18 protein-coding genes, 2 pseudogenes and 2 other annotated features are annotated in these 20,519 nt (G+C 33.7%); of the genes and pseudogenes, 4 read left to right on the forward strand and 16 right to left on the reverse strand.

Annotated elements, in window-relative coordinates; genetic code table 11:
• Window positions 1–194: 194 nt before the first annotated feature.
• Window positions 195–426, reverse strand: a binding site (T-box leader).
• A 115-nt stretch (window positions 427–541) separates the two neighbouring features.
• Window positions 542–773, reverse strand: a binding site (T-box leader).
• 235 nt (window positions 774–1,008) lie between these two features.
• Window positions 1,009–1,647, reverse strand: a complete 639-nt coding sequence (locus A6J74_RS07130) for a pyridoxamine 5'-phosphate oxidase family protein (RefSeq protein ID WP_000510746.1) — start codon at window positions 1,645–1,647, stop codon at window positions 1,009–1,011.
• A gap of 82 nt (window positions 1,648–1,729) precedes the next feature.
• On the opposite strand from A6J74_RS07130, the gene A6J74_RS07135 reads away from it, so the two are divergent.
• Window positions 1,730–2,347: an NUDIX hydrolase gene (locus A6J74_RS07135; protein ID WP_000141365.1), complete on the forward strand. Its 618-nt coding sequence runs from the start codon at window positions 1,730–1,732 to the stop codon at window positions 2,345–2,347.
• 39 nt (window positions 2,348–2,386) lie between these two features.
• Here the strand turns inward: A6J74_RS07135 and A6J74_RS07140 are convergent, their stop codons facing one another.
• The 9 genes and pseudogenes from A6J74_RS07140 to A6J74_RS07180 all read right to left on the reverse strand — a co-directional run bounded on the left by A6J74_RS07140 (window position 2,387) and on the right by A6J74_RS07180 (window position 10,205).
• Window positions 2,387–2,728, reverse strand: a complete 342-nt coding sequence (locus tag A6J74_RS07140; RefSeq protein ID WP_000964938.1) for an SdpI family protein — start codon at window positions 2,726–2,728, stop codon at window positions 2,387–2,389.
• Window positions 2,729–2,797: 69 nt separating this feature from the next.
• Window positions 2,798–3,628, reverse strand: a complete 831-nt coding sequence (locus A6J74_RS07145) for a peptidoglycan-N-acetylglucosamine deacetylase (protein WP_000291210.1) — start codon at window positions 3,626–3,628, stop codon at window positions 2,798–2,800.
• A 117-nt stretch (window positions 3,629–3,745) separates the two neighbouring features.
• A complete protein-coding gene (locus tag A6J74_RS07150; RefSeq protein WP_001258519.1) occupies window positions 3,746–4,618 on the reverse strand; it encodes an aminoglycoside 6-adenylyltransferase in 873 nt (290 codons plus the stop codon).
• A 133-nt stretch (window positions 4,619–4,751) separates the two neighbouring features.
• A pseudogene (locus tag A6J74_RS07155) lies at window positions 4,752–5,018 on the reverse strand (O-methyltransferase); the annotation flags it as partial.
• Window positions 5,019–5,167: 149 nt separating this feature from the next.
• Window positions 5,168–5,572 (reverse strand): annotated as a pseudogene (locus A6J74_RS07160) (O-methyltransferase); the annotation flags it as partial.
• A gap of 149 nt (window positions 5,573–5,721) precedes the next feature.
• Window positions 5,722–6,441 carry a 3-ketoacyl-ACP reductase gene (locus A6J74_RS07165; protein WP_000818985.1) on the reverse strand — a complete coding sequence of 240 codons (720 nt, stop codon included), beginning with the start codon at window positions 6,439–6,441 and terminating at the stop codon, window positions 5,722–5,724.
• A gap of 169 nt (window positions 6,442–6,610) precedes the next feature.
• Window positions 6,611–7,684, reverse strand: coding sequence for an envelope stress sensor histidine kinase HitS (gene hitS, locus A6J74_RS07170; protein ID WP_001231632.1), 1,074 nt, complete (start codon window positions 7,682–7,684; stop codon window positions 6,611–6,613).
• A complete protein-coding gene (gene hitR, locus A6J74_RS07175; protein ID WP_000612405.1) occupies window positions 7,681–8,358 on the reverse strand; it encodes an envelope stress response regulator transcription factor HitR in 678 nt (225 codons plus the stop codon). Before hitR ends, hitS begins: the two co-directional genes overlap by 4 nt.
• Window positions 8,359–8,444: 86 nt before the next feature.
• A complete protein-coding gene (locus A6J74_RS07180; protein ID WP_000453894.1) occupies window positions 8,445–10,205 on the reverse strand; it encodes an ABC transporter ATP-binding protein in 1,761 nt (586 codons plus the stop codon).
• A gap of 240 nt (window positions 10,206–10,445) precedes the next feature.
• On the opposite strand from A6J74_RS07180, the gene A6J74_RS07185 reads away from it, so the two are divergent.
• Window positions 10,446–11,210: an alpha/beta fold hydrolase gene (locus A6J74_RS07185; protein ID WP_001194291.1), complete on the forward strand. Its 765-nt coding sequence runs from the start codon at window positions 10,446–10,448 to the stop codon at window positions 11,208–11,210.
• Window positions 11,211–11,306: 96 nt separating this feature from the next.
• On the opposite strand, the gene entFM is transcribed toward A6J74_RS07185, so the two are convergent.
• Complete coding sequence (gene entFM / locus A6J74_RS07190; protein WP_000755505.1) at window positions 11,307–12,584, reverse strand: enterotoxin EntFM; 1,278 nt, start codon at window positions 12,582–12,584, stop codon at window positions 11,307–11,309.
• Window positions 12,585–13,275: 691 nt separating this feature from the next.
• Here entFM and A6J74_RS07195 point away from each other — a divergent pair.
• A complete protein-coding gene (locus A6J74_RS07195; RefSeq protein WP_000789336.1) occupies window positions 13,276–13,446 on the forward strand; it encodes a hypothetical protein in 171 nt (56 codons plus the stop codon).
• 142 nt (window positions 13,447–13,588) lie between these two features.
• Here A6J74_RS07195 and A6J74_RS07200 read toward each other — a convergent pair whose 3' ends face one another.
• On the reverse strand, window positions 13,589–14,191 hold the full coding sequence (locus A6J74_RS07200) for a nitroreductase family protein (protein ID WP_002093783.1): 603 nt from the start codon (window positions 14,189–14,191) through the stop codon (window positions 13,589–13,591).
• A 244-nt stretch (window positions 14,192–14,435) separates the two neighbouring features.
• A complete protein-coding gene (locus A6J74_RS07205; RefSeq protein ID WP_001080885.1) occupies window positions 14,436–15,389 on the reverse strand; it encodes a D-alanyl-D-alanine carboxypeptidase family protein in 954 nt (317 codons plus the stop codon).
• 204 nt (window positions 15,390–15,593) lie between these two features.
• Between A6J74_RS07205 and A6J74_RS07210 the strand changes: the two genes are divergently transcribed.
• Window positions 15,594–16,595 carry a S66 family peptidase gene (locus A6J74_RS07210; RefSeq protein ID WP_000602822.1) on the forward strand — a complete coding sequence of 334 codons (1,002 nt, stop codon included), beginning with the start codon at window positions 15,594–15,596 and terminating at the stop codon, window positions 16,593–16,595.
• 87 nt (window positions 16,596–16,682) lie between these two features.
• On the opposite strand, the gene A6J74_RS07215 is transcribed toward A6J74_RS07210, so the two are convergent.
• The 3 genes from A6J74_RS07215 to A6J74_RS07225 form a co-directional block, all read right to left on the reverse strand.
• Window positions 16,683–17,129 carry a DUF6376 family protein gene (locus A6J74_RS07215; protein ID WP_000695210.1) on the reverse strand — a complete coding sequence of 149 codons (447 nt, stop codon included), beginning with the start codon at window positions 17,127–17,129 and terminating at the stop codon, window positions 16,683–16,685.
• 89 nt (window positions 17,130–17,218) lie between these two features.
• Complete coding sequence (locus A6J74_RS07220) at window positions 17,219–17,440, reverse strand: hypothetical protein (RefSeq protein WP_000459109.1); 222 nt, start codon at window positions 17,438–17,440, stop codon at window positions 17,219–17,221.
• 219 nt (window positions 17,441–17,659) lie between these two features.
• On the reverse strand, window positions 17,660–20,221 hold the full coding sequence (locus A6J74_RS07225; protein WP_001214020.1) for a glycosyltransferase: 2,562 nt from the start codon (window positions 20,219–20,221) through the stop codon (window positions 17,660–17,662).
• Window positions 20,222–20,519: the final 298 nt, after the last annotated feature.

Genomic DNA, 20,519 nt, shown 5'->3' on the forward strand with positions numbered 1-20,519 from the left:
GCACCTCCTTTCAAAGTAATAAAGTGAAACTTTAATCAGTGGAGATTTTGACCATTCCTCACTGATTATTAGTTGAACCAATCGGGCTTTTACGGACAGTTGATCTCCCAACTAACTCCCTCGCATCTGCCAAATTTTGAGATGGGAGTCTTACTGACCGTTAATGCGGGATAAAAAAACACACTCATCCCTAGGAAAGGGACGAATGTGTTTTCGTGGTTCCACCCTTGTTCCAATCTAGACGTATCTCCTCCTAGATTGCTCAAGTTCAGATAACGGCTGATACCGTCAATAATTACTAGATTACTCGTTCACTATTGAAGTTCAAAGGTGGTAAAATCATTTCTCGTGTTAGGAAGCTCACACCCTTGGCTTCCCTCTCTGTAAACCGTAAAAATGATTTCGTGTCCTTATCGTTACTTTTTCGTTCATGTTTATTTGTTAACTCATTATACTCGCATAAAAAACAAAATCAATACCATTTTTTAATTATTTGAAATTTTCAATCTCTAAGGCCGTAAAAAAACACACTCATCCCTAGGAAAGGGACGAATGTGTTTTCGTGGTTCCACCCTTGTTCCAATCTAGACGTATTTCCTTCTAGATTGCTCAAGTTCAGATAACGGCTGATACCGTCAATAATTACTAGATTACTCGTTCACTATTGAAGTTCAAAGGTGGTAAAATCATTTCTCGTGTTAGGAAGCTCACACCCTTGACTTCCCTCTCTGTAAACCGTAAAAATGATTTCGTGTCCTTGTCATTACTTTTTCGTTCATGTCTATTTGTTAACTTATTATAGTTATCAAATTTTTAAAAAGCAAGCCTATTTTTATTAACTATTTTCAAGATCATTTTTTATTATATTTCACAATAATATTTTATACCGACCAATCTATTTACCTATTTTGCAATTTCCCAACTTGTAAATTAATGTTTCACATAAAAGTATCCCATTCCAAAACGAGTAGATCCCTTCCTTTTAAAACTATACTAATAAAGGATTTTTTAATACAATCTTTTCGTATAACTTTCTTCTAAAGAACGTGCAACATCCTCTTCTGAAGTATTCACCTTCGCATGCTCCAACAACATTTTTGCTGCTGAAGGTAACTCTTTTTTATTTAACCAAGATTCTGGATCCCACATCTTAGAACGAATAAAAGCTTTTGCACAATGAATGTAGCATTCTTCTATTTCAACAACAATTCCAAGTAACGGATTACGTCCATTCACCTGCATCTCTTTCAAAATTTCTTCATCGTTTGTAATATATGCTTTACCGTTTATTCGGAGTGTTTCCCCAAGACCAGGAATAAAAAAGATTAACCCTACGTGCGGATTTGAAATAATATTTAAAATGGAGTCTATACGACGATTGCCCGGCCTTTCCGGAATGATAATTTTATTTTTATTCAATACATATACAAATCCAGGTGCATCCCCTCTTGGCGAAGCATCACACTCTCCTAATTTATTTGCAGTAGATAATACTAGAAAAGGAGATTTAGACAGAAAATCTACACAATGATGATCAAGTGATGAAATAACTTTTTTCAAAGCTCGCTCACTTGGTTGCCCCAATATTTGTCGTAATTCTTCCTCTGTTGAAATAATCGATTTTATTTCCTTACTTTCTATCCCCATTTACAACCACCCCTTTTTTCTTTATTTTCCCAAATTTTAATACAAATATTGTATAATAAAATTTGCAGAAAGGGGAATTAAAATGACAGAGTGGTTAACGATATTTGATTCTGAAAAAAATACACTTGGAAAGAAATTACGTGATGAAGTACATCGTGACGGTGATTGGCACGAAACATTCCATTGCTGGTTTATAGAAAAAGATGATGAAGATATGTTCTTATATTTCCAATTACGCTCTAAAAATAAAAAAGAAGCTCCGGGTATATGGGATATTACTTCAGCTGGACATATTATGCATGATGAAGATGTACAAATTGGCGGCCTTCGTGAAATCGAAGAAGAATTGGGGCTTTCCTTTCAAACGACTGATTTAAAATACAAAGGAATCTATAAAATAGATTATGAAATTTCAAATCTTACTGATCGTGAGTTTTGTCATATGTATTTTCACAACGTAATAAAGCCTCTTCCATTTGCACCAGGTGATGAAGTAGACGATGTGATGAAAGTACATGCAACTGCTTTTCTACAACTATTAAAAAGAGAGATTTCATCTTTTTCGGCTATTTCTGTTTTAAACAATAAACCAATTACAATAACAATTGAAGATATTTATCCGTATGATCTTACATACTATGAATTTGTTATAGAGCAAGGAAAAGAATTCTTAAAAAATAATAGTTTATACATAAAATAGGACTCCTAGCATAATATTGCGCAGAGCCCTATTTTTTTACTATTGTTCAAGTATCTTCAATCTATTCTCTACTTGTATAAATAAACGAATGATTAATAACAGCATAACCACCATAATCGCTATTATTGTATGGGGATATCTAAACAGTATACTAATAACACTTCCAATTAATATCATGATGAATCCGTTTTTCTTCATCACTTCTGCACTATACTTGTTACCTGCATCCCATAACTTCTTATTTTTCATAGACCGTTTCGTACGATAACCATATGCTGCGTTAATATCTGTCGGTGGATTTTTTTGAAGAATACGTGCGGCAAGTATAAATATAATACCGATCAACATGCTTATTCCTATGTTTACTAGTGCATACAACAATTATATCCACCCCCTAATTTATACCTTCATTATACTATATAATCACCCAAGTTCCAATTATTAACATTTTCATTTTCTCTCTTTAGATGTCTGGAACATACTTGGAAGTGTTACAAAGCGCGCTCCTTTCGTTTTCAACTGTGGAATGATTTTGTCTAGCGCATCTACAGATCCTTGTAAATGCCCACCTGGAGTTGAATGCTGAAGTATGACACTACCTGGAAATGAATTCCCTAGCACATTATTTGTAATCGTATCAGCACTTACACCTTTCCAATCAACCGTATCAACACTCCACTGTACAATCATAAAATTTTGCTCTGTTGCCCACTTCAATTGATTTTCAAGTATTTCACCGTAAGGCGGACGTATAAACTTCGGTGCATAACCAGCTAACCGATTTAATATTTCTTCCGTTTTTATAATTTGATTATGGTACTCAGCCTCATTTACTTTCGCTAAATTTGGATGACTATACGTATGATTACCAATTACATGCCCTTCGTTTGCAATACGCTTTACTACATTCGGAAACTTTTCTGCATTTTCACCGAGCAAGAAAAAAGTAGCTTTCACATTATGTTGTTTTAACTTATCTAAAATTTTTGGCGTAAATACTAAATCTGGTCCATCATCAAATGTAAGAGCTACTTCCGCTTTATTGTATGGTCCTGAAAATGCATACGCATATTTTTCGACCCATGAAAATGGTGTCCATGATCCACGATCCTCTTCTTTCATTTGTGCTTCATAATTTTGAGGAACATGTAATGCGTATGGTAGCGCATTTACATAGTCTCCATAATAAAATGAATGATATGGCATATAAGCGTACGAAATATTGCGTTCTAGCCCTAAAGGAAATGGAACGAACATTTCTGGTGAATAAAAATAATACATGATAAAAACCTCCCTAAAATTTCATATGTGTTTCATCTGTACTTTGTTAGAGAAATTCTGATTCCTGAACAAAAATAAGACTGTCCGTAATTAGGACAGTCTTACTGATTTATATACTTAATAAATTACTTTACTATCTTTCGGTAATTTTCTTACATGCTTTAAATAGCTCGTCACTTTGTCATCATCATCTTGCGGATATTGATATTCATAAGTGTTAGCAATTTCGTTCGCAACTTTCCTAAATAAATTACCCATTATGAAAAATGAATCCCAAATATTTTCATACTCTGCATTTGAAAATGTCCTTTTAAACTGCTCCCAGACATCTTTTTCAACATATTGTTCGAAATACTTCCCAAACTTCCCAGCATTAGCTGTAAACTTTGTTTTCATACCAATATGCCACTCTAGCATTACAACTAACATATCTCGCATTGGGCCTTCAAGCATTCCTTTCGCATAAGTAAGCTCCTCGCGCCATAACCCTTTTCCTACATTTGTACTGCACCACCAAAATTCATTACAGCAATCTAAAAACTCTTTTTCCTTAGGCTTTTTTACTAAGTAATCTTTATCGCTTGCTGGTGGGAATTCTCCCAGACAATTATCTTTATCAAGAAGCAGTTTACTTAAACTATCTTTTCCAACGAACTTTTTTATTAACTCAACTGGAACTAGTGTTAAATCAATCCGATTCCCATCCATGAACTGCATTAAATACGGAAACTTCCCGTCTTCATCTGCTGGAATTAATGACATTTCTTCCGGCATTTGTACAATCATTATTTCTCCAAATCTACGAATCCAATTATGATTAGATATAAAAGATTGTATATCATTCACAACATACATAATATCATAATCTTGAAAACAATCTTTTTTCACATTTGGATTTACACGCGATCCATTCATGATGACAGCTCGAATTCTTTCATCCTCTTTTGCTGTATTTATAATTAAGTCTAGCATTTCTTTTTCAGTTCTCATCTACTTATAGCCTCCAATTTTTTAATATATAATATAGCGTTATGTATACTGGAGGTCCACGAGCTAATCTCGTTATACACGATACATGTTATAATTTTTGAAACTTCTTTTTCATCCCTTTTTCCTCCTTACATCACTCTTTTACAACTGCCATCACAAACCCATCGTATCCCTTACTTCCTACAGTTTGAAGCGCTGTAGCACTAACACGTGGCTCAGCAGCTATTAATTCATAGAAACGGCGTATTCCTTGTACACGAGGATCGCTACTAGTATTGTCAATAACTTCTCCTTCACGTACTACGTTATCACCAATAATTACAGTACCCGGTCGTGATAGTTTTAGTGCCCATTCAAAATAAGCAGGGTTATTTTGTTTATCAGCATCTATGAAAATAAAGTGAAACTTTAATCAGTGGGGGGTGTTCATCCCCACTGATTATTAGTTGAACCAATCGGGCGTTTACGGGCAGTTGATCTCCCACCTAACTTCTTTGCTCTAGCCTACCTTTGAGGTGGGAGTCTTACTGCCCGTTAATGCGGGATAAAATCAAAAGGTTCATACTGCTCATTTTTTATTTGTTGTAAAGAATCTAACGCTAATCCTGTTCGTATTTCAATTTTATCATTCAAATTAGCACGTTCAATATTGCTACGTGCAATTTCTGCATGTTTTTCATTTGCTTCCAATGTAACAACTTGTCCTCCAGATGGTAAGCCCCTTGCAATCCATATCGTGCTATATCCGCCTAGAGTACCAATTTCCAAAATGTTTCGAGCTCCTTGAATTTGTACTAATAGTTGCAAAAACTTCCCTTGCGTTGGCGATACATCATGTGCCGGTAAATTAGCTACAGCGTTTGCTTGAAGGACCCTTTCTAATGTAGAATCTTTCGGTATTAATACATCACTCATATATTGATCAACAGCCGACCATTTCTCAATCGTACTCATGTATATACCATCCCCTTAAAGTTTTTTTATGCTTTTCTACCATTCACACTTGATTATACCGAAAATTCCGTTTTATATACAAAAAATAAAGAAGGAACACCCACTCCATTACAGAATAGATGTCCCTTCTTTGTTAATACATGTAGCCCTTACGGATTAGTAGACCAAAGTCCTGCTGATTTAATAAATGTACGTTTATTTAATTTCAGCTGTGCTACGATAAACTCTGCAATATCTTCTGCTTGCATTACTTTATCAGGATTTCCATCAGTTAACCCTAAATCTACAGCCATATCAGTTGCTACTGTACTTGGAGTTAAAGCCGTTACACGAATGTTATGTTTACGAACTTCCATCGCTAACGATTCTGTTAAGCCAAGAACACCAAATTTAGAAGCACTATATGCACTTGTTACAGGCGCGCCTTTTTGTCCTGCTGTAGATGAAATATTAATAATATCACCAGATTGTTGTTCAATCATGCTTGGTAAAGCGGCACGAGTTGCATAGTATACACCCATTAAGTTTACTTGAATGATTTTTTCCCAATCAGCAACGTCTAATTCTAAAAACTTACCAAATTTAGAAATACCAGCGTTATTAATTAAAATATCGATAGACCCTAAACCGTTTTTTAACGTTTCAATTGCAGTCGTTACCTCTTCATACGAAGATACATCAGCAGTCGCAATAACAGCTTTTACGCCTTCTGCTTCCACTTCTTTCGCTACAGCTTTTAAGTTTTCTTCTGAACGAGCTAAAAGACCTACATTTACGCCTTCTTTCGCTAATGCGATCGCTACAGCACGACCAATACCTCTACCTGCTCCTGTAATTAAAGCATTTTTACCTTGTAATAATTCTGCCAAGTATAACACTCCTTAATCTTCTCTGTTGTTTATCATATTAAAAGTGTATCTATGTTTATGTAAAAAGGCAATGATGCACTTTCATGTGCGTAGGTTACTTATAGGTAACCATAGTAGCTATATATGCCTTTTTAAAGAAAAATAGTGTTAGAAATCTTTCCACCTAACACTACTTTTCTTCATATTTAGGAATACACACAATAAATTCTGTACCATTTCCTTCCTCACTCTCGACTTTTATTTCTCCTTCATGAAGATCAAGTACTTTTTTTACAATAGCTAAACCTAAGCCACTTCCTCCATAGGCACGATTTCGTGAAGAATCCGCTTTATAAAAACGCTCAAAAATATGTTGTTTCTGTTCTTCTGATATACCAATTCCTGAATCACAGATACGCACTTCCACTACTGTCTCATGTTCCTTTAACTGAATAGTGATCGTACCACCGCTTGGAGTAAATTTAATGCTATTATGAATTAAATTAATCCACACTTGACTCATACTTTCTTGGTCTGCAGTTACATGGACTTTCTCTAAATCAAGATCTAATTCAATTTCTTTTTCAGCCCAGAGTGGTTCACTATTTAATACAATTTGCTTTAACTGTTGATCTAATCGATAGCTCACTCTTTCTGGTGTATACTCTTCGGATTCTAAAAGAGTTAGCTTCAATAAGTTTTGACTTAGTTTAGATAATCTCGTTGTTTCAGTTTCAATAATGGTAAGATAATGCTTTCTTTTTTCCGCAGAAAGATTATCATCTTGTAGTGCTCTAGCAAATCCTTTTATAGAAGTTAATGGTGACTGTATTTCATGAGAAACATTTGATACAAACTCTTGTCTCATTTTCTCCATCGTATTCAGTTCATCTGTCATATCATTTATACTTTTTACGAGCACGCCAATTTCTCCATCATACTTTTCTTCATTTCGTATTTTTACGGAGAAGTCTCCTTTTGCAATTTTTTGTATCGGTTCAATAATAGTCCAAATCATTGCCTCTCGTTTTGGCCTCATTAATATTCCAATTAATGTCCAAATAAGAATAATAAATACAAAACCGACCATATCACTAATTAGAAAGGCAACAAACGGCGATACATTTACGTCAAAAGCATTCAATAAACTAGTTGCTACATAAAATGCGATAGACCAAATGATAGTAAGAAAAGTAAAGAGAGCTAATACCGCTCCAAATACTTTCAGCATCTTCAACTTACTCATTCGTTTTCTTTTTCTCATTTACTTACCTCTAAGCGATACCCTAAACCTCTTATTGTTTTAATACTAAATTTCGACTTCTCTTCTTGAAACTTCTCACGTAACCGATTAATATGAACGTCTAGTGTACGTTCATTCCCTTCAAAATCATATCCCCATATTTCTTCAATTAATTGCTCTCTCGAACAAGTTCTTCCCGCCTTAGATCCTAATGTAAAAAGTAACTCGAATTCTTTTAGCGGTAACGTAACCGTTTGTTCCCCCAGTGTCACTTCAAACGTTTTACGGTTTAACAGTACATTTCCAACTTGAATCGATTGCGATACTGTAATTTGGTAACGTTTCAGTAACGCCTTTACTCTCACTACTAATTCTATAGGATCAAATGGTTTTACGAGATAATCATCTGTCCCAAGGTGAAATCCCTTTACTTTTTGTGATGTTTCTCCTTTGGCAGTTAGCATCAGAACCGGGATATCATAGTATTTTCTTAATTCAAAACATACATCAAATCCATCCATATTTGGCATCATGATATCAAGAATAACCATATCGACTTTTACTTCGTCCATTTTCCTAAGTGCATCTATGCCATCAATTGCCTCATATGTTTGAAAGCCTTCCCGCTCTAAAAAAACAGAAACGAGTTCTCTAATATGTGGATCGTCGTCTACTATTAAAATTTTAGGTATCAAAGGAACCATTTCCTTTCTACTAAGCATCTTTTATATTTTTTTAAAATGAATAATCAGCGGAGTACAACCTCCACTGATTATTTATTTTATAATGCACCCTCTTTAATTTTCAATTGTTGCGTTGCAAACTCACGATACATGTCATGTGTACGTAATAATTCATCGTGCGTACCGCTTCCTGTAAGGTTCCCTTTTTCAATAAAGATAATTTTATCCGCATCTACAACCGTAGAAAGCCTATGTGCAATAACTAAAGTTGTTCTGCCTTTCATTAAGTTATTTAATGCCTTTTGAACGACAGACTCGGATTTACTATCTAGACTTGAAGTTGCTTCATCTAACATAAGAATTTGCGGATTTCGAAGTAATGCTCGGGCAATCGCAATTCGCTGTCTTTGTCCTCCAGAAAGCTTCACACCGCGCTCTCCAACTTCTGTTGCATATCCATTTGGTAAATCATGAATAAATGCATCAACATATGCCATAGCTGCTACTTTTTCAATTTCTGCATCCGTCACTTCGCCCTCAACACCGTAACAAATATTATCACGAATCGTTCCATCGATTAACGGACTATCTTGTGATACATAACCAATTTGACGTCGCCATGACTGCAATGAATAGCTCGTAATTGATTCTTTTCCTAATTTAATAGCACCACCAGTTGGCTCATAAAAACGTTCTAATAATGAAAATAAAGTTGTTTTTCCGCTACCACTTGGACCTACAATCGCTGTTACTTTTCCAGATTCAATTGTGAAATCAATATTGTTCAATACTTTCTCATCTTCGTTATACTCAAAATGTACATTTTCAAGAACTATCGACTGCTTAGCATTCGAAACCTTCACACCAGTTTCATGATCTTCTACTTCATATTCTAAAATCGCATGAATTCTTTCCGTTGCACCAATTGCCTTTTGGAATTGTGTAAAGAACATAGATAACTGGCTCATTGGCATAATAATTTGAACTAAATATAAAATAAATGCTACAAGTTCACCTGTTGTTAATGCACCACTAGAAACTCGCATTCCACCATAGCCTACGATAATAACAAGCAGTGCCATTAAAACAAACGACATAACTGGTGAAATTAATGCTTGCACTTTTCCTTCTTTTAAACCAAATTGCAATAACTTTTGTATCCCTGTATTACCTGTCTCATATTCTCTTTTTTCTGTATTTGAAGATTTCACTAAACGAATTTCTGATAACACCTGTGTTAACACACTTGTAAAAGATGCTGTTTCATCTTGAAGCGCTTTTGAAATCTTATACATTTTTCGTCCAAGAGGAACTAAAATTAATACAGACAACGGAATAACCGTTAAGAGTAAAGCTGTCATTTTCCAATCTAAAACAAATAATACAATTAATGATCCAACAATTGAAATACCGCCTGTTAATAAATTTGACAAGTGCTCAGAAATTAATGTTTTCACAACACCTGTATCATTTGTCATACGGCTAATCGTATCGCCTGTTCTATTTTGATCATAATAAGATACTGGTAAAACAAGCACCTTTTTCCACAAACGTTCTCTCAGTCCAGCTACAATCTTCTGCCCAATATAATTTAGTAAATAAATAGACAATCCTGCAGCAATGGTTTGCATGACAAAGAAGGCAACTAGCCCAACAATTTGTCCTGTACTAATTGACGAAAGCGAAAAATTATCTACTAATCCTTTTGTTAACATCGGAATAAATAAACTCGCTCCTGTAGAAAGCAAACTCATTAACAATGCAAAAACAAGAATCCCTTTCGGAGGATTTGTATCTCGAATAAGGCGTAAAAACTGCCTCCAACTTCCTTTTTTCTTCATTTCATTTCTAACTTCCATTCCTGTTCATCTCCTCGTGTTAAGCCAAACTGCTCTTTCTAAAACTAGAATACAGTACAAATGTAAACTGAATGTAAACACACTTTTTCTATTTTTACAAAATATACATAAAAACTCATCTTTACAACAGATATAAACATCTGATATTATTACCTGGTACTTAATATTATTGTATGTGAATTATAGATAACTAATTTAAAATACTATATAAATCTCCAGTTATTGAAAGGAGTATCCTTTTTGCAAACAAATATACATTCTGAAAAGGAAACAATCATTTTTATTCACGGCTTAGTTGGCAATCGTCGTGCCTTCAAAAAAGAGCATAAACGATTTTCTGCCTCCTACAACATTATAACTTATGACTTATTAGGTCACGGCGACGATAAAGGAGAAGCTATTGAATTTTCATTACAGCGCCTCGTAGATCAATTATTGAAATTATATGAAAAAGAAGGTATTACAGAGGCTCATATTTGCGCTTTAAGCTATGGCTGTTATATCTCCACTATTTTTGCACAAATGCACCCGGAAAAGGTATTAAGCATTTGTCATATTGGTGGACATTATAATAATCCATCCCTTTTATATAACGTATTTCAAAAATTTTGGGAGAAGCGAGGAGACGAATACTCTAAATGGCTCTCTCAATACGCAAATACTATTTTTCCAAGCGGCATATTAAAAGCGAATCCGTTCGCAGTCATTTCAAGAAATATTTACTACCGTTTCGGATTACAATTACATTCATCCATAATTGCCCAATCATTACGACACCGGTTAGAATTCGATTTAAAATCTAAATTAAAATCACTTCCCCACCCTATATTATGGGTAATGGGTGAACAAGATCATCTCTATAAATCTTGCCTATTTGATTTAAAATCTATTCTGCCAAACGTTCTATATAAGGAAATACCTTTAGCAGGACATGCTGCAAACTTATTTCGTCCTAACTATTTTCATGACTTATATGATCGATTTTTAAATGGAAAGTTAAAATAAAAACTACTAAACTTCCAATTTATTCAACTATAAAAAGGCTTCCCAAGTTTCCTTGGAAAGCCTTTTCTCTATACGAAAAGTATAAAATACTTTTTCTTAGTATGCTTTTGTGTAACCTAAAATGTGCTTGCTCCAGTAAGAGTTGCTTACAGAACTAATACGTACACCAGTTGCATCAGTTTCTGCACTAATGAACTGACCATTTCCTAAGTAAACACCCATGTGAGAAGGACCTGATTTATAAGTATTTTGGAAGTATACTAAATCACCTGGTTGTGGATTACTAGTTTTTGTTTTAGAGCTCCAGTATCCAGCAACTGTTTGACGAGCGCCTTTATGACCAGTTTGATTTAATACGTAGTGAATGAATCCACTGCAGTCAAAACCAGCAGGTGTTGTACCAGCAGTTCTGTATGGTGAACCATTTAAAGATCTAGCGAATCCAGCGATTGAAGACGTATCTCCACCTGTAGGTGCTGTTGGTTTTTGTACTTGGTTAGAACCTTGGTTAGAACCTTGGTTACCACCAGTCACTCCACCTTTTACAAACTTAACATAGTCTGCACTTACGTAACCTGTGCGGCCATTATGGTTAATCTTGTACCAACCATTTTCTGCGCCAGTAACGTTTAATACTTTACCGTTTGTTACCCCACCAATTACAGCATTGTATGTAGCTGGGCCTGTACGTACTTTTAAAGCACCAGTGTTAACAACATAAGAACCACCAGTTTGGACTGTAGTAGTATTGTTGTTGTTTGTAGTTGGTTTTTGTGTTTCGTTAGATACAGCAGAACCACCTTTTGTTACGAAGTCTTTGCTTACGTATCCAGTTCCACCGTTGAAGTTGATTTTAAACCAATCTTGTACTTCACCTACAACTTGTACTGTTTTCCCTTTATTTACAGAACCTAATACTGTATGAGAAGTACTTGGGCCTGTACGTACGTTAAGTGAAGAAACGTTTACTGTGTAAGTACCTGTTCCTTGTTGAACAGTTGTTCCTTTGTTACCACCAGTTGTTACGAAGTCACCACTTACATAACCTGTTTGGCCGTTTACACTTACTTTGAACCAACCGTTTTCTTGTCCAATTACTTGTAGTACTTGACCTTGTTTTACTTTAGAAATAACGTTATGTCCTGTACCAGCACCTGAACGAACATTTAATACATCAGCAGTTACTGTGTATTTTAATTCAGAAGTTGTTTCTACTTTTTTTGTTTCAGTTACAGTCGTTTGAGTTTGTGTTTGAGTTTGTCCATTAATTTCTTTTAGCGCTTCGTTCGAAACTTGTGCATGAGCAGAATCCATACCTGGAACTGCAACACCTGCTACTGAAGCTGCTGCTAAACCTGCAATTACTTTTTTCATAAGTTGTCTTTACTTCCTTTCCCTACTATCCTCTTAAAAAAACATATAAACTTAATACTTTACAATATTATCAAAGTAAAATATTCATCAAGTTCCATTTTTTAACAAGAGTTTTATTTTTCACACGTATTTCATTTTAAATGCATGAAGTGAATTCCGTGTGAACTTCATGTGAACTTTATCATTAAACATAGTAATTTTGCAACGATTTTCTTCAAATTTCTTATGTATCGCATGAAAATTCGACATTCCATTCATTATCTCAATATAGAATACTTATTTTCTATCCAATAAAAAAATTTATTAACGAATACAAAACAAACTATGTGTTTTCTTGATAAAATGAATTACATGAAGCGTACTCTTATCATGGCAAAAATTACTTAATTAATCAATAGTATAATATTTTCAGAAAACTAATTTCCTATACGATCTATGTTTTTTAAATAATTTGACGAATTGTAAGATTTAGTTCTCAAAACCTCATTCTATGTTAAAGAAAATACACACTCCATTGACTATTTATTTTTTTACTAACTATGGAATTTTTGAAATATTTCCGTTATTATTTATATAATTATATAATATGAAACTCTTATCAACAAAGAAATGTGCAATAGGAATTTAAGGACTGCCGACTTCCACCATTCCAAATTGTAGTCTTACTAGTAATGAACAAGGAGGTGCATTTGTGAAAAACATAATAGACGATCACATAAACAAAAATATAGAATTATACTACGCCTCTATTCAGTTCGTTTCATTTATAACATTACAAAAAATATCAACTATTGAAACACGTAAAAAAGAATTGAAAAATCAGATGAAAAATTGCCAACAAAAAAATCCTTACTACTTATAAAGTGAAACTTTATAAGTAGTAAGAATTTTTTGCATCTCCCACTAATTATTATCCTTCACCAATCGGGCGTTTGCGGGCCGTTAATGCGGGATAATAAAAGGTGAACAGGTCGTATCCCTGTTCACCTTTTATTATTTCTACCTTATTTATAAATTTTCACACGATTTTCTAATGGTTGGAACTCTTTTTCGCCAGCAAGTACTACTGGTTTACCAAATGGCATTTGCGCAGTGAGTTTCCAGTTTTCTGGAACATCCCATTCTTTTCTTACTTTTTCATCAATTAATGGATTATAATGTTGCAATGTAGCACCAAATCCTTCAATTTCTAAAGCTGTCCAAATTGCAAATTGTAACATCCCTGAGGATTGCTGTGACCAAGTTGGAAAGTTCTCTTTATATAGTGCAAATTTTTCTTGAAGCCCTTCCACTACTTCACTGTCTTCAAAGTATAAAACCGTTCCATAACCACTTTTAAATGCATTCATTTTTTCTTCTGTAGGTGCAAAGTTATTTTCAGGTACAATTTTCCGTAATGTTTCTTTCGTAAGATCCCATAATTTATCATGTTGTTCTCCTAACAAAACAACAACACGAGCACTTTGAGAATTAAAAGCTGAAGGTGTATGTTTTACAGCATGATAAATCACTTCTTGAATTTTCTCATCAGAAACTACTTGCTCTTTACTAATTGCATAAATAGATCTTCTGTCTTCAATTGCTGAGTAAAAATCTTTTGCCATCATAATTCCCTCCAATTTTCAATTGAGGCTATTTCATATGTATACATCATACAACGCCCCTTCAAACTTATTATTAATAAGTTTATAACTTTATACTATCAACAAACATTGATAAACTCAAATAATAACTCTCACATTTTTTACCTTTTTACTTCCCGTGTTTTAAATAAAAAAGCAGTTTATCGTTACTAAAAATAAGTAACAATAAACTGCCTTCCTCATGTAATGTTCTAACTTAGCATTTTACTTAATTAACTAATCCAAATGTATATGACATTAACTTATTCGTCTCTGTAAAACGTTTTGTTTTACTGGAAGTCCCCATGACTACTGTAATAATTCGAGTATCTCCTTGTTTTGCAGTACCTGTAAAACAGTACCCTGCACTATCTGTAAATCCTGTTTTTAATCCGTCTATTCCTTCTATATATAAACTTTTATTATTTTTGTTTAGCATGTCATTTGTACTGATAACATTAATATTATTAAATGCTAACTGACTTTGACGTAAGTGAGTCACTTCTAATATCTCCGGATAATCTTTTATAAGATGATACGCCAGTTTTGCTACATCGGCAGCTGTCATCTTAGTCTCACTTCCATCAGGCTCTTGTAGCCCTGATGCATTTGCGAATTTAGCATGTTCCGACATTTCTAACTGTTTCGCTTTTGCATTCATAAGTTGAACGAAATCTTTCTCCGTCTTTGCCATATGTTCTGCTAACGCCACCGCCGAATTATTTGCCGATTCAATCATTAATGCATGGTACAAGTCTTTCACAGTCAATGTGTCATTCACTTGGACTGGGATTCTCGCACCCTCTGTTTGCGCTGCTTTCTCACTCATTTTCACCGGATCTTCCCAGCGAACTTTCCCATTATGTACACTCTCTAATAAAAGGTACGCTGTCATCATCTTAGACATACTAGCTGGCGCAAAAGCTTCATTTTCGTTATGTTGATAAATAACATCTCCATTACTCGCATCGATAATCATAGCTGCTTTTGCATCAACTTTTGGTGGGATGTACTTTGACGGAACTACTTTTTCAGTTAACCCAGTTTTAGGTAGCTCTGCCACTTGTAAAGGTGGTCCCTCTACATTTGTTGTACTCTTTTGAGTTCCTTGGAATAAGAACCAACATATCCCTAAAATAATGACTAATAGGATTGTTACTCTTCCCCATTTCAACCGATTCATTTCAAAACTCCTTTAGCAAACCTTTTATACACTCACAGTCAACCATAACAACAATTCCTGCATATCGTCAAGGTAAAAAGTATATTTATTCATATACAACAATTATTATTTCAATCTATTTATGTTACACTATGAATACTGAAATATAAGAATATTCAATGATAAATTCATAAACAAACTATTTAATAGAAAGGATTCATACAAATGATACTTCCAAAACCATTAAAATACGGCGATACTATTGGGATTTATTCGCCCTCTTCACCAGCAACCTACACTTCCCCAAAAAGGTTTGAACGAGCAAAATCTTACTTGAAACAGAAAGGGTTTCATATATTGGAAGGTTCACTTACAAATCAATATGATTATTATCGTTCTGGCAGCATACAAGAGCGTGCTGATGAACTAAATGATTTGATAAGAAATCCAAATATTTCTTGTATCATGTCAACAATTGGTGGGATGAATTCCAATTCATTATTACCTTATATCGATTATGATACTTTTCGAAATAACCCTAAAATAATGATTGGATATTCCGACGTATCAGCTTTATTGCTAGGAATTTATGCAAAAACAGGAACTCCTACATTTTACGGTCCTGCACTCGTTCCTTCTTTTGGAGAATTTGAGCCTTTTGTAGATGACACATACAAATATTTTTCAGAAACATTACTAAACGATCAACCTCTTCCTTACAATATAAAGCAACCGTTATTTTGGTCAGATGAATTTATTAATTGGGAAGAAAAAATGAAAGAAAAAGAACTTAGACCAAATAATTGGATTTCTGTAACGAATGGACAGGCTACTGGGCGTATGATTGGCGGGAACTTAAATACAATACAAGGAATTTGGGGTAGTCCTTATATGCCACCTATTCAAGAAGGTGATATTCTATTTATTGAAGATAGCTCAAAAGATGCAGCTACTATTGAAAGAAGCTTTTCCTTACTTAAACTTAACGGAGTATTTGATAAAGTCTCTGGTATCATTCTTGGAAAACATGAGCAATTTGATGATTGCGGTACGAATCGAAAACCTTACGAAATACTATTAGAAGTACTACAAAATCAAAGAATCCCTTTTCTAGCTGACTTTGATTGTTGTCATACGCATCCAATGATCACTATGCCCATAGGTATTCCAATTAAGTTGGATGCGACCAATAAAACGATACATATTTTAGAAAAATGGACGGTCTAAGCACACTTATATTATAGGAAGAAAATATAATGAACTTACCGTTAGAAAACAATGAAAAGCTCCGTTTATGAAAAACGGAGCTTTTCATTATTGACCTAAATTTTGTATCTTATCTTTCAAATCTCGCACTTGATCCATCGTCTGCATAAGCTCAGAGTTTTTAAATTGCTCTACATCAATTTTCCCTTCCTCTACCTTCTTCATAGACGTATCAATTAATGTATTTAACTTTTCATTATATCCGACGATTTGTTGGTGAAGATCCTTCGCAACATCTGGTGGTGTTAATTCATTAAAAGCTGGTATATCTTGTTTAATTTCATTTAGCTTCGCTTCCAATTCTTTTCGGGCTTCTTTATCATTAACAGCCTTTTCCGCTAACGCTGGAGCTTCATTTGCAAATGCGCTTATTTCATTCACATAGTCTGTTGCCTTTTGAGCATAATCTAATGAGTTCTTTCCTTCCTCTACTATCGAACAACCTATTAAACCAATTGAAACTATCAATACTAATAAAATTGATTTTATTTTCATTTTAGACTCCCTTCGTCTTTATAATTGTCTGTAAGCTTCCCTTCATAACTTCTAGCTTAATTGCTTATAACCTTTTTTCAAATAGCAATTTACCCACTTACATGCCCTATTATTGTTACAACATCAATTTCTATATGTACGCTAATAATATCTTCAATTATATCCATATATCCTTGTCCTATAGCTGTTCCATAGTGTAATGACAGCCCCTTCTTTTCATAAACTGACTTTGGCACTGTAAAAATAAATCTCCTCAAGTTTCTTTCATCAGCTGGTTCCATAATTAAAACAATCCCATCCTCATCAAACATATACACTCGCCCTCCAACTTTACATTCACTATGGCTCAGTATTGCCTTGGTCAACTAAATTTAAAACCTAAAAATACGATACACGCTGCTCTATAATTAAAATAAGAAGCATTCATTCTTTTTTTAAAGAATGAACGCTTCTTCAAAACGTTGTTTTAAAGGTCCTTCCCCCCTGTAGATGGGGGATATCACTTCCCCTCAATACACATCTCTTGCCTATCATTTTCGGACAATATAGAGCATATCTGTTTCAGATAACCCAAATTTCTTAGCGCTTTTCATTCCTTGTTTTTCAGCTATGTTATACAGTTCCACCTTAAATCCTGCATTCATTAATCGTTGAATAAATCCTGATTGATTATAAATTCTTACATGATCTTCATGACCAAAAGCTAATTTTCTTAATTTCGGTGTTACAATTAATTCATTCTCTATAATAGAATCTACATTCATTACGATTGGCACTTGAATAATTCCCCATCCATTTGGCTTTAATATTCTATATAACTCTCGCATGGCTTTTTCATCATCGAAAACGCGTTCTAATACATGGTTACATAAAATCACATCAAATGTGTTATTTTCATATACAATTCTTGTAACATCTATTTCTTTCATTAACTGATCCTTCGGTTCAATATCTCCACATACATATGTAATGTTTTTATACTGACTAAACCATCCTCTTACCTTTGCTTCCGGTGCAATATGAAGTACAGTATCATTTCCACTTAATAAATCAGTTTCCATTTCAATATAAACACGATATAACCTTTCACGATCCATCGAATCACATACCGGACAAATCCCCGTATCTTTATTCCACATCTCGAATTTATATTTTGGAAAATCGTAATGTGCTGGCCAAGGGGAAAATTTTGCAAATTGTTGATTGCAATATTGACAATAACATACTTCTTTCTCAAATATACGAGTAACTACCTTATTTAGTGCCTTCTCTATCTTTCCATTATCAATTTCATTTACTTGCCCACCTCTTACTGCATCTTTCATTATGAACACCGCATTTTCCAAACAATAAGTCAAGCACTCTTTATAATCTTGCTCATCATTTAAAAATCCACTATTATATGCATCTATTATTAATTCAATCCATTCCTCAATTGTCATGAATATAAACTGCTTTTCCTTTTGATTTCGTCCACTATACTGTCTAAAATAACTAAGAGGTTCCTGTATATAAACGACTCTACCTTTCTTCATCATATCGAGCCATGTTGCAATGTCATGAATAGCAGAATAAGCTTTCCCCTTAAAACAACCAAACTCCCCTCCAAAAAACTTCCGATTAAACAGAACTGTTGTAGGTTCACCAACTACATTTTTCAAGTTTTTTAACATATAATTCCCTAATTCTTTCCCTTCAAAAAGTGTAGTTTCTTTGGCAATTTTCATATTCAATGTTGATGGTGGTAAAACCTTTCCATTCTCATCAATTAGTTCCCGATATGATGTCACAAACGAAATGTTTTCTATTCTAAAAAAACAATTCATCATTCTTTTAATCTTTTCAGGATGAAATAAGTCATCATCTAATAAAAAGTTTATATACTCTCCAGTTGCAAGTTCTATACATTTATTAAAGTTCTCAGCTTCTAATGGGGTTTCACTTTTAACATATGTAATGCATTCATATTCACGTAAATATGGTTGGATCATCGCGTGAACTTCAACGTTCGTACTGTCGTCAGAAATTATTATTTCAACATTTTCATATGTTTGATTCAAAGCACTTTTGAGAGCTAATTCCAAATAATGAGGTTTATTGTAGGCAGGAATAAGTATGCTAACTTTCGGTAAATGAGAGTTATAATTCATATATTGTTTTTTCTTTTCTATATTAATTTTCTTTAGCTTAATTTGTTGATAAAAATCTAATGTATATAATAGTGATGATGGAACTATTCTTCTTGCATAGTCTAGAAAATTAGTTATTGCTTTGTCTAGCTCTGTTTCATTAGCTAAAAAACCATATTTTTCTCCAACTATAATACTATGTGAAAAATCTTCTAATCCATCCATAAGTTTATTAGATTCATTTAACTGTTGACCTGGATGTAATCGGAAGTAACTAAGTGTCTCCGCTATATATACTGCTTTTCCTTTACTTAATAAGGATAACCATGAGGCGATATCTACGTTGCATAGATACCTCCTTTTATCAAACATACCATACGGTTCTTTCAAATCATTTTTACGAAATAATACCGTTGTAGGTTCTCCTATATAATTCTTTTGATTTACAATTACACTATTTGCTAATTCCACCCCATCTACTATTGTGTCATTTTCAAATAGACGTACTGTTGAATAAATATGTCTTAATTCGTTCTCTTCATCATCAATTACTTGGCGATGGGATGTTACGAGCTTAATTTCATGATTTAAATCATTGACATAATATTTCATCATTTTTTCAATTTTATTAACATGAAATATATCATCATCCATTAAAAAGTTAATATACTCGCCGTTCGCCTCATTACATAACATAAGTGCATTTTCAAATTGCCCTAGAGTTGAGCTATTTTTTATATAATTAATATTTGAATACTTACACAAATATTTTTGTAATACCTTTTCTGTTTCGTCATTCGTACTATCATCTCCAATAATAATTTCTATGTTAGGATATGTTTGTTCTAACACACTACATAATGCTTTTTCAAAGTAGTGAGGACGATTATAAGTAGGAATTAATACACTCACCAATGGCATTCGATCTATCGCCTCTTTACTTTTTTCAAAATGACCTCTCATCTTATTCCTCCACCTTTTCGCATATTATTTATATACGCGACACAAAATCACATGACTAAAACCGTATGGAACCTTTATACTTTTATGCAAGCGCGTAACAAAATATCCTACTTTTCACTCCTATATATACACATTCAATAATACAGACATTTGATTTACAGCTTTCCATTCATAATGATTACCATCCTAAAGCAGTATTGAGCCAAATAAATCTATACGTTGAAATGAATATATATTTCTTAACAAAAAATAGCTACACCATAAGGTGCAGCTATTTTTACGATAAGTACTTAATCAA

It is taken from the genome of Bacillus sp. FDAARGOS_235 (assembly GCF_002073415.2).
GTDB classification, from domain to species: domain Bacteria; phylum Bacillota; class Bacilli; order Bacillales; family Bacillaceae_G; genus Bacillus_A; species Bacillus_A toyonensis.